Raw genomic sequence first — 16,514 nt, 5'->3', positions numbered from 1 at the left:
CCTACTCCTGTATTTGATGCACAACGTCAATTACTGAGCCGTCGCGATAGCGCACCACCGCTACGACGCGATCAGTAAATGCAATAGGTTGTGGCACGCCAGTCAGCAGTAACGCGCGCTGATGCAGCCATTCGATGGTGACTACGGCTAAACCGGCTTGCTGTAAGCGTTCTGCCAATTCGGGCCGGGCTGGATTAACCGCAATACCATGATCGGTCACTAAAATATCGACGCTGGAGCCGGGCGTCACACAGGTGGTGACGTCATTGACCAGCGTCGGGATCCGGCCACGAACCAAGGGAGCGACGATGATAGAGAGTCGGGCGGCGACCGCCGTATCGCAATGGCCGCCAGAGGCACCGCGTAACACGCCATCCGAGCCGGTCAGTACATTGACGTTAAAACGGGTATCAATCTCCAGAGCACTGAGCACCACCACATCCAGTCGGTCGACTGACGCACCTTTCGAACTAAAATTGGCGTATTGATTGGCACTGATTTCGATGTGACGTGGATTACGGGCCAGTGAGGAGGCAGCCTGCCGGTCAAAGCTTTGCACATCCAACAACTTGGTAATCAGCCCTTTTTCGTGCAGTTCTACCATTGTTGAAGTAATGCCACCGAGGGCAAAAGCGGCAGTAATGTTGCGCCGCAGCATTTTATCCTCAAGGAAGCGCGTCACTGCCAGCGATGCCCCGCCGGTCCCGGTCTGCAAAGAAAATCCATCGATAAAATAGCCAGAACCGGCAATCACCTCGGCAGCTCGGCGGGCGATCAGTAACTCACGAGGATTCGAGGTCATTCGGGTGGTATCAGCACCGATCTTGTCGGCATCACCGACCTTTTCAACCTGTACAATCAGGTCAACTTGATCTTGGGTAATACTGGCTGGATGATGGGGATAGGTCACCACCGCTTCTGTCAGCAATACCACACAGTGTGCATATTCTGCATCGACTCTGGCATAGCCCAACGAGCCACAACAGGCATTACCGCTAAAGCCATTGGCGTTACCAAATTCATCACAGGCCGGTACGCCGATAAAGGCAATATCGATAGTCAGTTCGCCGGATTCAATCAGATTAACCCGGCCACCGTGGGAGTGAATCTGTACGGGGTTAGCCAGTAACCCACGAGAGATCTCCTCTGCCAACGGCCCGCGCAGACCAGAGGTATAGATCTCACTGACCACCCCATTGCGGATATGATCCACCAGCGGTGAATGGCAGTCGCTCAGCGAGCTGGAGGCCAGACGCAGATTTTTGAATCCCATGGCGGCAATGGTATCCATCACCAGATTCAGGGTTAAATCACCAGCACGAAAAGCATGGTGAAAGGAGATAGTCATGCCATCTTGCAACCCGCAACGGCGGATAACTGTCTCCAGTGAGTCACATATTTTGATATCACGGGGTTTCTGCGCCTGTAAATTCGCTTTCGAGGTGTTTTGATACAGGTGGTACGCCGGGCCGTTATCCTGAGTGCGACTTAAGCTTTCTACTCGTTGTTGCCTATTCATCTTTTATTCCTCACGCAGGCCACTGACCGCACGTTGCAAAACCAACCGTGCCCGTTCAATCACCGGGCTATCTACCATCTTGCCGTTCAGGGAGACCACCCCACGTCCTTCGGCTTCAGCCGCCGCCGCCGCATCGACCACGCGTTGTGCGTGGTGGACTTCCTTCTCGGTCGGGGCGTAGAGGTTATGTAGCAGTTCGATTTGCCGTGGGTTAATCAGCGATTTGCCATCAAAGCCCAGTTGTTTGATCAATGCGGCTTCCTGCAAAAAACCGGCTTCGTTGTTGGCATCGGAATAGACGGTATCGAAAGCCTGAATTCCAACAGCGCGGGCCGCCTGCAAAATTGAACAGCGCGCAAACAGCAGCTCAATACCTTCTGGTGAGCGCTCGGTACGCAAGTTACGCACATAGTCCTCTGCACCTAATGCAATCCCCATCAGGCGCGGAGATGCCTGTGCAATAGCCAGTGCCTGAGTAATCCCTTGTGCTGACTCAATCGCGGCCAGCAGACCTGTACTGCCAACGTCACGGCCGCATTCCGACTCGATACGGCTGATCTCGCGCGCCATATCGGTCACATCTTGCGCACAGTCAGTTTTGGGCAGACGTACAATATCGGCCCCCCCTCGGACCACCGCTTCCAAATCGGCCAGTCCGTAGGCTGAGTCCAACGCATTGACTCGCACAATGGTTTCCACATCTTGATAAAGCGGGTGTTGCAAGGCGTGATAGACCAAACGTCGGGCGGCATCTTTTTCGCGCAGAATAACCGAGTCTTCCAGATCGAACATCAATGCATCAGCCTGATAAATAAAGGCATTGCTTACCATTGCAGCATTAGCGCCAGGAACAAATAACATGCTGCGACGCATTCTGTTTTTCATTTCAGGTTTCATCACGATACTCTCCATGGCAGAATTTTTTCGTCACTTGCCCTGAGTAGCGCGGTTTCCAACCGTGCCTGCAACACGCAATCCAGTGCGCCTTTATCGTCAATAATCAGTTGCACTCCGCTTAGCCGATACTGTTCCAACAGTGCCAAAACGCTGTAACGAATAGCTTCACCAAACTGCTTATCCACACTGCTATGTATTTGCAGATCTATTTCGGGTGGATTTAATGGCGCAATGCGCACCATCACGTCGCTCGACTCCAGTGTTCCGGCGACGGCCTCTCTGATAATTTTCATTTTTCACCTGATTAACTTGTCTTCAAATTCGAGATTGCTGATCTACGTATCTGCACCTATCTTTGTGCCCTGCTTTATTCGACTAAAACAGGGCTGGATCCTTTGCTGAAGCTACCTTTTTTGCCCGCTGCGCCAGCAGGCGTTGTAGATAGTGGCAGGTGGCGGGGGGGACCAATTTACGAATGGTTTCGCCATCCCCCTGAGCCAGTAATTTGCGTACCCAAGAGGCAGAAATAGCGGTGTTGTGATATTTAAGGCGCTCAATTTCTACCAGTGAGATGGGGGGATAGACTAATAACGGGGTTTCCAGCCAGTAGCTCATGTCATGGTTATATTTGGCGGTCACGGTACAAAACGGTTCGGTACCAACAAAGCGGTGAGTGACACCCAATGCCGGGGCCAAATATTGACGGAATATCTTCAGATCGATTTCGGTATAACAGTCATCGGCCACACCTTGATCTTTAATGAAATAACACGGGAAAGTGGCACGAGAGATCATATATTCCGAGCCAGGATGCACGGTAAGATTGGCAATATCCTCGGTGCCACTGAGCACTAATTGCAGGCGATCTTCATAAGGGAAACGCGAGTTATCTTCTTTCACCAAAAACAGGTGCAACCAATCACACTGTGCCGCGGCCTGGCGGACTAAATATTGATGCCCACGGGTAAACGGATTGGCATTCATTACAATGCTGCCAATTTTTTGTCCCGGTTGGCGTAACTGGCTTAGTTGTTTGGCATAACGCTGCAAGCGGCAGGCGCTATTTTCCATCAACACCACAATACCGGGGACACTGGCTATCGGATAAAAGCCACAGGTTTTAAATAAGTCTTCATTCTTGGTCTTGGTATAAATAAACAGATGGCTATGGTGACGTTCATAGGCCAAATTGACCAGTTCGGTCGCCAGGGTCAGCGCCAATCCTTCCCCCCTAACCTGCTCACTGATTGCCACGCATTTGATAATATTGCCGGCAATCCCGCCACAGGCCACGAGTTGTTCATTACGGCTTACGGTAATAAATACGTCAACAGTGGTATCTATATTCAGATCGTTTGCACGCAAGAAACGTGTTATTTCTGCAATTTGCTGATGCTCTGAACGATTAATTTGACTAAATACCGTATCCATAATTCACTCTCTAGCATAACGTTTATATAACAAATAAAACACAAGTTAAACTCCCGATAATCAGGCAAGTCAAAGCGTGCGATTTAAATTAAAAATTCACATAAAAACAACAATATAAAATAACCATTTAAAAACTGATTTTTAATTCCAATTAATTTACGACCACATGCTAAACATAAAAATAGCGTGGTTAATTGACCTATTTCACATATAAGAGAGTAAATATAAGTTATTTAATGGTTTTAATTTCTTTAATTATTAATATTATTTTTTATTTCTCTTAGCTATTTAATTATTGCTTAAATTCACTTATGTTAATGCCTGTGCTAATGGTCCATATGTTAATTAAGGTGAGTAGCATGCCCAGTTCCTCTTCAGGTTCTTCCCCATTACGCAAATTAAAATGGCACGGCCTGAAATGGAGTCGCTTGAAGAATATTGCCTTCCCGCTGCGTATATTTTTGCTGCTATTAACCGTCTCGATCATTTTGGTTGGTACACTTGATCGTTTTCTGAGCCACAGTTTTGAACAATATTTACTGGATCAGGTCAGTAAAACCGCGATGAATCAGGCCAAGATTATCGCCGCGATGGATTCGGTGGTGGATGCAGTAAAACGCCGCGATAAAGCTCAGTTAGCACAAATTGTGGGGCGGTTAGGTGATACCTCAGATCTTGATTATCTGGTGATTGGCGATACTCAGTCGATTCGTCTGTATCACCCTAATCCGCAAATGATTGGTTATCCGATGCAATGGACGAAACCCGGTGCGCTGGAACGAGGTGAAAGTTATATCATTTTCGGTAAAGGCTCGATGGGGGAAGCGATGCGGGCCAAAACCCCGATCCGTGACGAACACGGACAAATCATCGGGGTCGTTTCTCTGGGCTACCTCATCAGCAAGATTGACCACTGGCGACTCATTTATCTGCTGCCACTCACTCACTCGTTTATCATGGTGCTGATTGTATTGCTATTGCTGTCATGGCTGTTTGCACACCACATCCGCCGACAAATGATGGGAATGGAGCCGAAAGAGATAGCGCGGGTATTGCGCCAACAAGAAGCCTTGTTTGGTGCCGTATTTGAAGGGCTGCTGGCGGTTGATCCTGAGGGAAGGATCACTGCAATCAATCAAAATGCGCGTAAAATGCTGCACATCTCCGCCACACCACAACAGTTAATAGGTTGCAACGTCAGTGAAGTGGTCTCACCTGACCATTTCTTCCTCGATCAAACCGGCGATAACCGTCAGGATGAGCTATGTACCTTTAATGGCTTGAATACTATCGCCAATCGGGCGGGTATTTGGTCTGAAGAGGGGGTGTTTCAAGGCTGGGTGGTGAGCTTTCGTAGCCAGGATGATATTCATACTCTTAGCGTCCAACTGAGCCAGATTAAGCAATATGTCGAGAATCTGCGCACGGTACGCCATGAACACTTGAACTGGATGTCAACCATCAGTGGGTTATTGCAGATGAAAGAGTTTGATCGGGCGCTTGAGATGGTAAAAACCGAGTCTTCATCCCATCAGGCTCTGATTGATATGTTACGTACCGCGTTCAGTAACCGGCAAATTGCCGCTTTACTCTTCGGTAAATACCACCGGGCCAAGGAGTTAGGGCTGAGCTTGAACTTTATTCCCGGTTGCCAGTTGGGCATACTGCCGCCCACCATCGGGGAGAACGAATTGGCTGCCATCATGGGGAATTTACTGGATAACGCTTTTGAGGCTAGCTTGAAGAACCCGGAATGCGATAAACAGGTTGAGATTTACCTCTCTGATGAAGGGGATAACTTGATTTTGGAGGTTGCCGACCACGGTTGCGGTATCGATCCACAACTGCAAGATAGCTTATTCGAACGCGGTATCAGCTCTAAAAATTCAGACGAACACGGGATCGGCCTGTACCTGGTAGCCACCTATGTTCAGCAAAGTGGCGGCACCATTACGATAGAAGAAAATCCGCCGCGCGGCACCTTATTTACGGTCTTTATTCCGAAGACGCGTTGATCTCAAAGATGAGGAGATCCCATGGAATGGCTTAATATTTTAGTGGTAGAAGACGAAACACCGCTGGCAGAGATGCATGCAGAATTTATCAAACAAAGCAGCTATTGCCACGAAGTTTGGCTCGCGGGTAACTTGCAACAAGCCCGCAGCATGGTGACGCGTTTCAAGCCTGATTTGATTTTGCTGGATAACTATCTGCCCGATGGTAGTGGCCTGGAATTACTGCGTGAGATGACCTTACAGGGTTTCTCTGGTGGCATTATTTTCGTCACTGCTGCCAGCGATAGTGAGACGGTATCTGAAGCAATCCGTTATGGGGTTTTTGATTACCTGATTAAACCGGTAGCCTATGAGCGGTTGGAGCAGTCATTAGCCCGTTACAGCCACCGCCATCAGGTATTACAAGATGGTACCAAGGTTAATCAGCGCCAGATCGATGAAATGTATAATACCTATGCCCGTGGTGAACAGAAAGTGACGCTACCATTAGGCATAGACCAGATGACATTGGACAAAATCCAAACCCTATTCAGTGATAACACGCCGGAGTACACCGCAGAAACTGTCGCCCAGGTTCTGGGATTAAGCCGTACTACGGCACGCCGTTATCTGGAGTTCTGTGCCACTAATCAGGCCCTACAGGCAGAAATTATTTATGGCAAGGTGGGTCGGCCACAGCGGATTTATCGCAGTAAAAAATCAGCGTAGTTGGCACGGCTCTCCACTCGACAGCAAAGGCGTTCCACCGTCAATCACGTGGAGCGCTTCATTTCTCAGATAATAATTGCCTAGTTAATAATCAGATTTTTCCTGCATCTGTTAAGCCTCTAACATTTTTGATAACAATTATTGCTACAACAAAGATTGATGAGCATCATGCAGGCTAGGTTCCGTAATACAGAAAAATCATGATTAATGTTGCATTGATAGATGACCATATTGTCGTCCGCTCTGGGTTTGCCCAACTGCTCTCGCTGGAAAAAGATATTCGCATTATTGGTGAATATGGTTCGGCAGCGCAGGCGTGGGCCGAACTACCGAATATCGATGTGCATGTTACCGTTATGGATATTTCGATGCCGGACGAAAGCGGGCTAAGTCTGCTCAAACGTCTGCGTCAAACCATGCCTCATTTTCGCGCAATTATTCTGAGTATTTATGACACCACCGCCTTTGTGCAAAGTGCGATGGATGCGGGTGCCAGCGGCTATCTGACTAAACGCTGTGGGCCGGATGAATTGGTTCAGGCGCTGAGGACGGTCAATGGCGGCGGCCTCTATCTGTGTGCCGACGCACTGCGAGCACTGCGTTATATACCACAACATCCGCCACAACTGGCAATATTAACGCCACGCGAGAAAGAGGTTTTCCAATTGTTAATCAATGGAATCAGTGTTAAATCCATTGCCGAGCAATTGTCACTCAGCCACAAAACCGTCCACGTCCATCGAGCCAATATTCTGGGCAAACTCAACTGTGAAACCACTGTCGAACTAGTGCATTTTGCCCTACAGCATCAGTTGTTGGCAGGTAACTAAGTATGTTGCAGCTACGGTCGGTGGGGCTATCGCTGTTTCTGACCATCTTCTATTCTCTGAGTTGGCTCGCCCTGTGGACCATCAGTTTTTATCTCAGTAATGACGGTTTACACGCCGTTTTACTGCTGCCGCAAGGGCTACGGCTGGCCTTAATGATTCTGCTACCTCGCCGTTATTGGCCGGTACTGCTGCTGGCCGAATCTGGGATGTTGTGGTGGTTGTATAGCGAAAAGTTACAAGTTACGGCCTTAATTGTGCTTTCATCGGCGCTGAGTTTATTGCCCGCCTGGCTGAGTCAACGTTTCTGGCATCACTACACCCTTTATTGGCAACGGCTGTTACTTTTACTCACTGCGGTGACGGGCAACAGCTTACTGCACGGCTTCGTACTGGGTTTTTGGCTACCTTTATCGTTAACGCAGACCCTGCTTGCCACCTTTACCGGCGGTATTTTGCTAGTCCCCTTTACCTATCTTATCTATGAATATTTAAAGCAGCAGCACATCCGTAACCTGTTTTCCCAACAGATGCCCGATCCGCCGCTGCGTACCTCGCTACTGATTTGGTGCTCGCTTATTTTTGCCATTGGCGTGTGTATACAGGTTGCTATTACGCCGAATATGGAGCGCCTGTTGCTGATTTTTGTTTTTCTGCCCAATGTGTTTATGGCTTACAAATTCGGTTGGCAAGGGGGGGTATTGGCTGCGGTATTAGGCAGCCTGATGATAACAGTCACCCGTCAGGCCAGTGGCGCGTTTCATGACCTGGCGGAACTGGAGCTGTTCCTCTCGACCCAAGCCCTGCTGGGGATGACGCTGGGTATAGCTATCAGCCGTCAGCAGCAACTGACACAACATCTGCACCGTTACCGCAATCAGTTAGAACAAGAATTACAAACTCGCCGCAAACTAATGGAGCGGTTGGTGCATACCGAGGAGGATGTGCGCAAAGAGATTGCACGCGAGTTGCATGATGAGATTGGTCAGAATATCACTGCAATTCAAATCCAGGCGATGTTAGTCAACCGCAGCGCCCCCTCCGCGGCAGCGCAATCCGCAGCAAATCAGATAAGCACCCTGTCGCAACGTATTCATCAAACCACGCGCCAACTGTTACGCCAGTTACGTCCGCCAGTTCTGGATGAAATGCCGCTGGATCAAGCACTGCACCATCTGGCTGAAGAATTTGCTTTTGCCGAGCAAGGTATCAACTTCCAACTGGATTATGCGCTGCCACCCAACCCTGGTGAAGATGCAGTGATATTCACCCTGTATCGATTGGTGCAGGAGTTATTGAACAATATTAATAAGCATGCCAAGGCACACAATATTCACGTCAGCCTGCGCATCGGTAACAATATCATCACGCTGGACGTGCGCGATGATGGCATGGGTATTCCGGTACAACCGCCTGGAGGTGGTTTTGGCCTGCGTGGCATTGAAGAACGGGTGCGCGCACTGGGGGGAGACTGGTTACTGCAACGCCGGCTAGGTACCCGGGTGGTGGTCAATCTACCCACTCACGTCCGCAGTAATGACACTGTGAACCTGCCCACAAAATTGAATCAAAAGTCTTCATAAATAAGCATTATTCCTAGCCGCCTAAAACCTTGTCTCATCTCTTTCACTTTCACCTTCCCTACACTCAACTCACTTACTGGAGGAATCCATGCCTGCATCGCACACGTCGTCGAAGACTTTACCCCCCGAGCCTTTGACGCCGGAACAGGTGAATGCGCGTTATCGCTATTGGCGGCCGCGCCTGATGGCCGCCATGGTGATGGGTTACGCCGCCTTTTATTTAACGCGTAAAAGTGTCAATTACGCGATGCCAGTGATGCAACTGGAACTGGGGTTGGACAAAGGGGATATCGGCTTACTCGGCACCCTGTTTTACCTGGCTTACGGCGGTTCTAAATTTGTCTCCGGTATCGTCAGCGACCGGACTCAAGCCCGCTGGATTATGGGCATCGGCCTGATGATGACCGGGGTGCTGAATGTGGTGTTCACCCTATGCCACACCCTACCCGCACTGTTAATTGTGTGGACCTTGAATGGCTTCTTTCAGGGATGGGGCTGGCCGCCATGCGCCAAATTGCTCAGCACATGGTATTCACGCAGTGAGCGCGGTAGCTGGTGGGGATGCTGGAATACCTCTATCAGCATCGGGGGGGCGGCAGTGCCTCTGCTGTCTGCCTTTCTGGCTTCGCACTATGGCTGGCAAGCCGCACTACTGGTACCGGGTGCGATAGGCATCGTATTAGGGATTTGGCTGTGCTGGCAGTTGTGCGATAAGCCGCAACAGCAAGGTTTGCCGACTATCGGCCAATGGCGGCGCGATCCACAGGATCAATGGCAGGAGCAACAAAGCCCGCCGATGCCGATGGGGCGTATTTTACGTGATGCCATTTTAGGTAATCGCACCATCTGGTTGCTGGGGGTCTCTTATGTGCTGGTCTATTTGATCCGCATTGCTCTCAACGACTGGGGCAATATCTGGCTGGCGGAGAGCCATGGGGTCAATTTGCTCAGTGCCAATGCCACGTTGTCGTTATTTGAGTTAGGTGGATTATTTGGCGCGCTGTTTGCTGGCTGGGGATCAGATCTGTTATTTCGTGGTCAGCGGGCACCGATGATTTTGTTATTCGCGCTGGGGTTATTTCTGACTATGACCGCGCTGTGGTTGGCACCGGTACATAACTATCCGCTGCTGTCAGTGACATTTTTCAGTATCGGTTTTTTTGTTTTCGGGCCGCAAATGCTCATTGGATTGGCGGCAACGGAATATACCCATAAAGACGCCGCCGGTACGGTCACTGGATTTCTCGGATTATTTGCCTACCTCGGTGCAGCACTCGCGGGATGGCCACTGGCGCAAGTATTGCAACATTATGGCTGGCAAGGCTTTTTTGCCTTACTGACGTTGGCATCAGCCGGGGTTGGGTTGCTATTAATGCCGCTATTAATGACCGGTATGAATTTGTCGGGGTTGGAACCCGCGCAAAAGAGATTCGCCCCACAAGATAAAGATAATCTTTAGCCCGCAATGGAACGCAGGTGAGTAGCACCTAAAAAAGAAAATAAAACAGTACGTTACGTGAAGTCAGCACGACCTCTACCCTACAACATCAGCCCGACCTGTCACCCCGTATCGGCGACAAAAAGGGATAAAAGGATAATGTTATGAAACTCGCACCACTCTCAGTTCTGATTGCCGCCGGCCTCGCCCTGAGCGCCTTGACTACTGTCGCCAAAGCCGAAGGCCGTCTGGTGATTTATTGCAGTGCCACCAATGCGATGTGTGAAGAAGAAGCCAAAGCCTTTGGGGCAAAATACGATGTAAAAACCAGCTTTATTCGTAATGGTTCCGGCAGCACGCTGGCCAAAGTGGATGCTGAGAAAAAGAACCCGCAGGCCGATGTTTGGTATGGCGGCACTCTGGATCCACAATCTCAAGCGGGTGAAATGGACCTGCTCTATCCTTACCAGTCACCTAATCTGGCGCAAATAATGCCGCAGTTCCGTGATCCGGCCAAACGCAAAGGTAACTACTCTTCAGCGGTTTACATCGGCATTTTAGGCATGGGCGTGAATACCGACCGCTTGAAAGAAAAAGGTCTGCCAGAGCCAAAATGTTGGAAAGACCTGACCAACCCAGTTTACAAAGGTGAAATTCAGATTGCTGATCCACAAAGCTCCGGTACCGCCTACACCGCGTTGGCAACTTTTTCACAATTATGGGGTGAAGATGCCGCCTTCGATTACCTGAAAAAACTGAATGCCAACGTGTCGCAATACACCAAATCCGGTATTGCCCCGGCCCGGAATGCTGCCCGTGGCGAAACCACAATTGGTATTGGCTTCCTGCACGACTACTCGCTGGAAAAAGAGAAAGGTGCACCGTTGAAATTGATCTCGCCATGTGAGGGTTCCGGCTATGAAATCGGCGGAGTCAGTATCCTAAAGGGCGCTCGTAATCTGGATAATGCCAAGTTATTTGTTGATTGGGTGTTGTCAAAAGAGGCACAAGAACTGGCATGGCAGAAGGGCCAGTCCTACCAGATTCTGACCAATACCACGGCGGCAACCTCACCTAACTCGCTCAAGTTGGATGATCTGAAGCTGATTAACTACGACATGGACACTTATGGTGCCACAGAAATGCGTAAGAAGCTGATCACCAAGTGGGTCAACGACGTCAAGATGGGCCAATAAAAGCCCACAAAGGACTCCGACTCATATAAATAATTTATTTCTATAACCGAGTCATTGGCGTTGCAGCAAGGCAGCAAATGAATAACAGATCGGTCGGGGACCGGTTTGCATAGCATTTATGCCGGTTCGCAAGGTAAGCGAACATTGCTGTAACGCCAGGGACAAAGGGTATCTGGGGAACACCATGACACATGCACATGCTCTGCGGCTCCCGCAGACACGGGATGCTATTTTCTATTGGCTGGCTTTCGCCGTGGCTGCTTTTGCCCTATTGCCCGCGTTTAGCCTGGATTACGGCCTGCTTGAGGCCAGTCGTTCGGAGCTACTGGCCTCTTATGGTTGGTCTGGCCTTAATATCAGTACGCTGTGGTTTGGCCTGCCGTTACTGCTGCTTTTCAGGCCATTGTCACCCGTTGGTCGCGAACATCGCTACCGCCATCTGTTTGATGCAGGCTATGCCTTATTCTGCGCACTGCTGGTGGTGGTAAGCTCAGCCTGGCTCGGGCGCGGGTTAGGATTTGCCACTATCGGGCTGTTTATCGCTCTGGGGGCAATCATTACTCTGGCGCTGGCGCGCCTTGAATGGCTGGGTGGTGACCGTTTTGTACTCGGATCACTGGTGACTATCATTGCCCTGATCACCGTTTTTATTCTGTTCCCCAGTATTGCCATTTTTATCCCGATCTTTACCGATGAGAGTGGCGCTTTTGCACCGTGGCAGTTTATGGCAATCCTCGGTCAAGCGCATATCCTGCAAGTTATCTGGAATTCGTTCCTGCTGTCGGTGGCGGTTGGCATAGGTTGTACCTTTTTCGGTATGGTGCTGGCTATCTATACCACGCGTATTGCCAAACGCTCCGCTTTGCTGGGGCGCATCTTCTCAATTCTGCCTATTGTTACCCCACCCTTTGTCGTCGGGCTGGGTGTAACCTTGATGATGGGCCGCTCCGGCTATGTGACAGAGTTGATGGTCACTTGGTTCGGACTGACCAATACCAACTGGTTATATGGCTTCACCGGCATCTGGCTGGCACAAGTTTTAGCCTTTACGCCGATGTCATTTATGATCCTCGATGGCGCAATCAAAACTATCCACCCGTCGCTGGAGGAAGCCTCTTATACCTTGCGGGCCAGCCGTTGGCAGACCTTTATGCAGGTGTTTTTACCCTTGCTAAAACCGGCATTGGCCAACTCATTCCTAATCGTCATTGTGCAATCACTGGCTGATTTCAGTAACCCATTAGTGTTGGGTGGTAACTTTGACGTGCTGGCTACCCAAATCTACTTCTATATCACTGGTGCACAACTTGACTATCCAGCAGCCTCCACGCTGGGGGTTATCTTGCTGATGTTTTCACTGTTTATCTTCTGCATTCAGTATATGTGGATAGGTAAACGCTCTTACGTCACCATTTCTGGTAAGTCTTCTCGGGGCGATGTCCAGCCATTACCGGTATCACTGGTGTGGGGCACCACCGCCATGCTGTATGTGTGGATTGCCTTTAACGTCTTACTGTATGGCAGCATTTTCTACGGCAGTTTCACCGTCAACTGGGGGGTCGATTACACCCTGACGCTGAATAACTTTAATCAGCTATTTGGTCAAGGTTTCAGTGACGGCGCATGGCCTTCTCTGCTCGATACGCTGCTCTATGCGGGTATTGCTGCCCCTATCACCGCCGCCTTTGGTCTGCTGATTGCCTATATCGTGGTGCGCCAACAGTTCCGTGGTAAAAAAACCATCGAATTCAGCACCATGTTGTGCTTCGCGGTACCGGGTACGGTCGCGGGGGTGTCCTATATTCTGGCCTTTAACAGTGCCCCGGTGTACCTGACCGGTACTGCCGCCATCGTTATTATCTCTATGGTGATGCGTAATGTGCCGGTAGGGATACGCGCGGGGATTGCCGGGCTGGGACAACTGGATAAATCATTGGATGAGGCATCACTTAGTCTGCGGGCGGGTTCGCTGCGTACGGTGATTTATATTCTACTGCCGTTGCTACGCCCGGCGATTCTATCGGCGCTGATTTACAGTTTTGTGCGCGCCATGACTACCGTCAGTGCCATCGTCTTCCTGGTAACACCTGATACACGGGTCGCCACCTCTTACATCCTTAACCGGGTGGAAGATGGCGAATACGGTATTGCCATCGCTTATGGTTCGATTCTGATTGTGGTCATGCTCGCCATCATCTTCCTGTTTGATTATCTGGTTGGCGAAGCGCGTACTGCCCGCTCGAAAGCCAGTAATGCTGAATAATGACGTACTGATAAGGCTGAATGCTATGTCTACTATAAATACAGTATCTACTCAAAATAATCTGTCAGAGCAAAAGACAGCCACTGGCGATAAGAAACATTTCGTCGAGCTAAAACACGTCACCAAGCGTTTTGGTAGCAATATCGTGATTGACAGTCTCAATCTGGCTATCCCTAAAGGGGAAATGGTCACCCTGCTGGGGCCATCGGGTTGTGGTAAAACCACGGTATTACGGCTGGTTGCCGGGCTAGAAAAACCGTCCGGTGGACAAATCTTTATCGATGGTGAAGATGTGACTGACCGATCTATCCAGCAACGGGATATCTGCATGGTATTCCAGTCCTATGCCTTGTTCCCGCACATGTCACTGGGCGAAAACATTGGCTATGGTCTGAAAATGCTGGGCCTGCCGAAAGATGAGATTCGAGATCGTGTACAAGAAGCCTTAGCGTTAGTAGATTTAGACGGCTTTGCCGATCGCTTCGTGGATCAAATATCCGGTGGGCAGCAGCAACGTGTTGCGCTGGCAAGGGCACTAATCCTCAAACCTAAAGTGCTGCTTTTTGATGAACCGCTCAGTAATCTGGATGCTAATTTGCGCCGCAGCATGCGTGATAAAATTCGAGAATTGCAGCAGCAGTTTAATATTACCTCGCTGTATGTTACCCACGACCAAAGTGAAGCCTTTGCCGTGTCTGATACCGTGCTGGTGATGAATAAAGGTAAAATAATGCAAATTGGTGCGCCACAAGAACTGTATCGCCATCCCGCCTCGCATTTTATGGCCAGTTTCATGGGTGACGCTAACGTCTTTCCAGCCACTATTCACAGCAGTAGCGTTGAAATCTTCGGTTATCACATTCCTAAACCACAGGGATTTGCCGCCCAACGGCAACAGTCCACCGTAGGTGTACGACCAGAGGCTATCACGCTAAGTCAGCAAGGTGAGCCAAGCCAGCGGTGTACTATTAATAAAGTGGCTTATATGGGGCCGCAATATGAGGTACTGGTGGATTGGCAAGGTCAATCTTTGCTATTGCAAGTAAATGCCACACAACTGCAACCCGCCCCCGGTGACAGTTATTATTTGCAAATCCATCCCTATGGCATGTTTGTTCTGGCTGATACGCCCCAGTAGACTTGTTGGCGAGCAGCGTAACAATACGTTGCTCGCTCTTTCGTTAAACAATCGGCCGTTTTTTGCGCAAGGATTGAGCTAAAAGCCAAAATTCTCAATAAGTTGCGCAAACTGTAAGCAAACAATCCAAATTTACTGTTTCCCCTTTGACATGTTCCTCATACCCCGCTATTATTCGCCCCGTTCACACGATTCCTCTGTAGTTCAGTCGGTAGAACGGCGGACTGTTAATCCGTATGTCACTGGTTCGAGTCCAGTCAGAGGAGCCAAATTAAAGAAGCCCGCTTAGGCAACTAAGCGGGCTTTTTATTTTAATCCTGTAGATTCACGCTCCGCCGCAGTTTTGCGATAGTTAATGTATTATCATTAATTGCATTAGGTTACCATCCGCAAACCATTATCAGATAGGACCTATCTCCCTGATATTCATACTAGAATAACCCACACAATAGATTATAGAAGTTTCCTACACCCTACTCTGAAAAGTCGTATATATTTACATTTGGAATTATAAATTAACTATTTCTTCTCTGTTTTTCTGAATAATCTATTTTAAATTTAATAAAAAAATTCCTAATTCGTTTATAATCAATTCACTAGGCAGAATAAGGTTGCGGTGATGAGTTGACTTCAGCGGGCTATACATGAGTAAGAATCTTTTCTTGATAATCTATAATTAGAGATTAGAATCACCGAAATAGTACTTTGGGCATCGGCAGCGTGGTTCTTGTTTATCTCGTCTTGGGTAATCATTTGGAGTCGATCGGTGCGAGTGAGGAGCAGTGAATTAACTCTGCGAATCCCAAGATATAACGATTTACGGAGAGAACATGACAAAATCAGTGATGATAGTTGATGACCACCCGGCTATTCGTGTCGCCATTCGTGCATTACTATCACAAAGTAACGAATTTTCAACCATTTACGAATCGGTTGATGGCAGTGAAGCCTTAGAGATTTTAAAAAACAACCCTGTTGATCTGGTTATTATCGATATTGAGTTACCTAACTTCGATGGTTTCTCATTGTTGAAAAAACTACAGCAACGTGGATTTACAGGCAAATCATTATTCTTGTCCGCCAAGAATGAGCAAGTTTTTGCGGTACGGGCATTACAGGCCGGTGCCAACGGTTTCATCAGTAAAAATAAAGATATTAGCGAAATTCTTTTTGCTGCACAGAACGTATTACGTGGGTATTCTTTCTTCCCCTCTGAAACGTTGACCCAATTAGCCGGGCAACCTTCCAGCCATGATCCTGTCAATCGGGCGCGGTTGTTGTCAGAACGAGAAATTAATGTTTTACGTTATCTGGTGAATGGTTTGTCAAATAAACAGATTGCCGACGAAATGTTTATCAGTAACAAAACTGTCAGTACCTATAAAACCCGCATCTTGACCAAATTAGGGCTAAGTTCCGTAATTGAACTGGCAGATTATGCGCATACCCATAATTTGGTATAATTCAGGCGGCTCAGGTTTACCACGGGCAATCTTATC

The 16,514-nt window shown here is 48.9% G+C and carries 13 protein-coding genes and 1 tRNA gene; 10 read left to right on the top strand and 4 right to left on the bottom strand.

Annotation, left to right across the window (positions count from 1 at the left end):
* Nucleotide 1: 1 nt before the first annotated feature.
* The 4 genes from citF to citC form a co-directional block, all read right to left on the bottom strand.
* Nucleotides 2-1,519 carry a citrate lyase subunit alpha gene (gene citF / locus ACWJJO_RS08725; RefSeq protein WP_481090920.1) on the bottom strand — a complete coding sequence of 506 codons (1,518 nt, stop codon included), beginning with the start codon at nucleotides 1,517-1,519 and terminating at the stop codon, nucleotides 2-4.
* Between the two features lie 3 nt (nucleotides 1,520-1,522).
* On the bottom strand, nucleotides 1,523-2,416 hold the full coding sequence (gene citE, locus ACWJJO_RS08720) for a citrate (pro-3S)-lyase subunit beta (protein ID WP_083159213.1): 894 nt from the start codon (nucleotides 2,414-2,416) through the stop codon (nucleotides 1,523-1,525).
* The gene (citD, locus tag ACWJJO_RS08715; protein WP_083159214.1) at nucleotides 2,416-2,709 is read right to left on the bottom strand and encodes a citrate lyase acyl carrier protein; all 294 of its coding nucleotides are present in this window, start codon (nucleotides 2,707-2,709) and stop codon (nucleotides 2,416-2,418) included. Before citD ends, citE begins: the two co-directional genes overlap by 1 nt.
* Before the next feature lie 82 nt (nucleotides 2,710-2,791).
* Entirely contained in the window at nucleotides 2,792-3,847 is a 1,056-nt protein-coding gene (gene citC, locus ACWJJO_RS08710) for a [citrate (pro-3S)-lyase] ligase (RefSeq protein WP_083159215.1), read from the bottom strand.
* A gap of 338 nt (nucleotides 3,848-4,185) precedes the next feature.
* On the opposite strand from citC, the gene dpiB reads away from it, so the two are divergent.
* From dpiB to ACWJJO_RS08660, 10 genes are all read left to right on the top strand, one after another.
* Entirely contained in the window at nucleotides 4,186-5,862 is a 1,677-nt protein-coding gene (gene dpiB, locus ACWJJO_RS08705) for a sensor histidine kinase DpiB (RefSeq protein WP_372558563.1), read from the top strand.
* A 21-nt stretch (nucleotides 5,863-5,883) separates the two neighbouring features.
* Entirely contained in the window at nucleotides 5,884-6,570 is a 687-nt protein-coding gene (dpiA, locus tag ACWJJO_RS08700) for a two-component response regulator DpiA (RefSeq protein ID WP_481090919.1), read from the top strand.
* A gap of 200 nt (nucleotides 6,571-6,770) precedes the next feature.
* Complete coding sequence (locus tag ACWJJO_RS08695) at nucleotides 6,771-7,400, top strand: response regulator (RefSeq protein ID WP_083159218.1); 630 nt, start codon at nucleotides 6,771-6,773, stop codon at nucleotides 7,398-7,400.
* A gap of 2 nt (nucleotides 7,401-7,402) precedes the next feature.
* On the top strand, nucleotides 7,403-8,980 hold the full coding sequence (locus ACWJJO_RS08690) for an MASE1 domain-containing sensor histidine kinase (RefSeq protein WP_420073674.1): 1,578 nt from the start codon (nucleotides 7,403-7,405) through the stop codon (nucleotides 8,978-8,980).
* Nucleotides 8,981-9,068: 88 nt separating this feature from the next.
* Complete coding sequence (gene uhpC / locus ACWJJO_RS08685) at nucleotides 9,069-10,439, top strand: MFS transporter family glucose-6-phosphate receptor UhpC (protein ID WP_420072055.1); 1,371 nt, start codon at nucleotides 9,069-9,071, stop codon at nucleotides 10,437-10,439.
* Nucleotides 10,440-10,582: 143 nt separating this feature from the next.
* Complete coding sequence (locus ACWJJO_RS08680) at nucleotides 10,583-11,614, top strand: ABC transporter substrate-binding protein (protein ID WP_083159221.1); 1,032 nt, start codon at nucleotides 10,583-10,585, stop codon at nucleotides 11,612-11,614.
* Between the two features lie 184 nt (nucleotides 11,615-11,798).
* A complete protein-coding gene (locus ACWJJO_RS08675; RefSeq protein WP_083159222.1) occupies nucleotides 11,799-13,877 on the top strand; it encodes an ABC transporter permease in 2,079 nt (692 codons plus the stop codon).
* A 25-nt stretch (nucleotides 13,878-13,902) separates the two neighbouring features.
* On the top strand, nucleotides 13,903-15,015 hold the full coding sequence (fbpC, locus tag ACWJJO_RS08670) for a ferric ABC transporter ATP-binding protein (RefSeq protein WP_442851032.1): 1,113 nt from the start codon (nucleotides 13,903-13,905) through the stop codon (nucleotides 15,013-15,015).
* A gap of 193 nt (nucleotides 15,016-15,208) precedes the next feature.
* Nucleotides 15,209-15,284, top strand: a tRNA-Asn gene (locus ACWJJO_RS08665).
* Between the two features lie 561 nt (nucleotides 15,285-15,845).
* Complete coding sequence (locus tag ACWJJO_RS08660) at nucleotides 15,846-16,478, top strand: response regulator (RefSeq protein WP_004705218.1); 633 nt, start codon at nucleotides 15,846-15,848, stop codon at nucleotides 16,476-16,478.
* Nucleotides 16,479-16,514 lie beyond the last annotated feature (36 nt).

The organism is Yersinia antarctica (genome assembly GCF_056636475.1).
This window is presented reverse-complemented; position numbering and strand designations above follow the sequence as displayed.

Excerpts from the sequence above, each read along its gene's own strand:
- ACWJJO_RS08680 (WP_083159221.1), top strand. The coding sequence starts at position 10,583 with ATGAAACTCGCACCACTCTCAGTTCTGATTGCCGCCGGCCTCGCCCTG.
- citF (WP_481090920.1), bottom strand. The coding sequence starts at position 1,519 with ATGAATAGGCAACAACGAGTAGAAAGCTTAAGTCGCACTCAGGATAAC.
- citC (WP_083159215.1), bottom strand. The coding sequence starts at position 3,847 with ATGGATACGGTATTTAGTCAAATTAATCGTTCAGAGCATCAGCAAATT.
- uhpC (WP_420072055.1), top strand. The coding sequence starts at position 9,069 with ATGCCTGCATCGCACACGTCGTCGAAGACTTTACCCCCCGAGCCTTTG.
- citE (WP_083159213.1), bottom strand. The coding sequence starts at position 2,416 with ATGAAACCTGAAATGAAAAACAGAATGCGTCGCAGCATGTTATTTGTT.
- citD (WP_083159214.1), bottom strand. The coding sequence starts at position 2,709 with ATGAAAATTATCAGAGAGGCCGTCGCCGGAACACTGGAGTCGAGCGAC.
- dpiB (WP_372558563.1), top strand. The coding sequence starts at position 4,186 with ATGTTAATTAAGGTGAGTAGCATGCCCAGTTCCTCTTCAGGTTCTTCC.
- fbpC (WP_442851032.1), top strand. The coding sequence starts at position 13,903 with ATGTCTACTATAAATACAGTATCTACTCAAAATAATCTGTCAGAGCAA.
- ACWJJO_RS08690 (WP_420073674.1), top strand. The coding sequence starts at position 7,403 with ATGTTGCAGCTACGGTCGGTGGGGCTATCGCTGTTTCTGACCATCTTC.
- dpiA (WP_481090919.1), top strand. The coding sequence starts at position 5,884 with ATGGAATGGCTTAATATTTTAGTGGTAGAAGACGAAACACCGCTGGCA.
- ACWJJO_RS08675 (WP_083159222.1), top strand. The coding sequence starts at position 11,799 with ATGACACATGCACATGCTCTGCGGCTCCCGCAGACACGGGATGCTATT.
- ACWJJO_RS08660 (WP_004705218.1), top strand. The coding sequence starts at position 15,846 with ATGACAAAATCAGTGATGATAGTTGATGACCACCCGGCTATTCGTGTC.
- ACWJJO_RS08695 (WP_083159218.1), top strand. The coding sequence starts at position 6,771 with ATGATTAATGTTGCATTGATAGATGACCATATTGTCGTCCGCTCTGGG.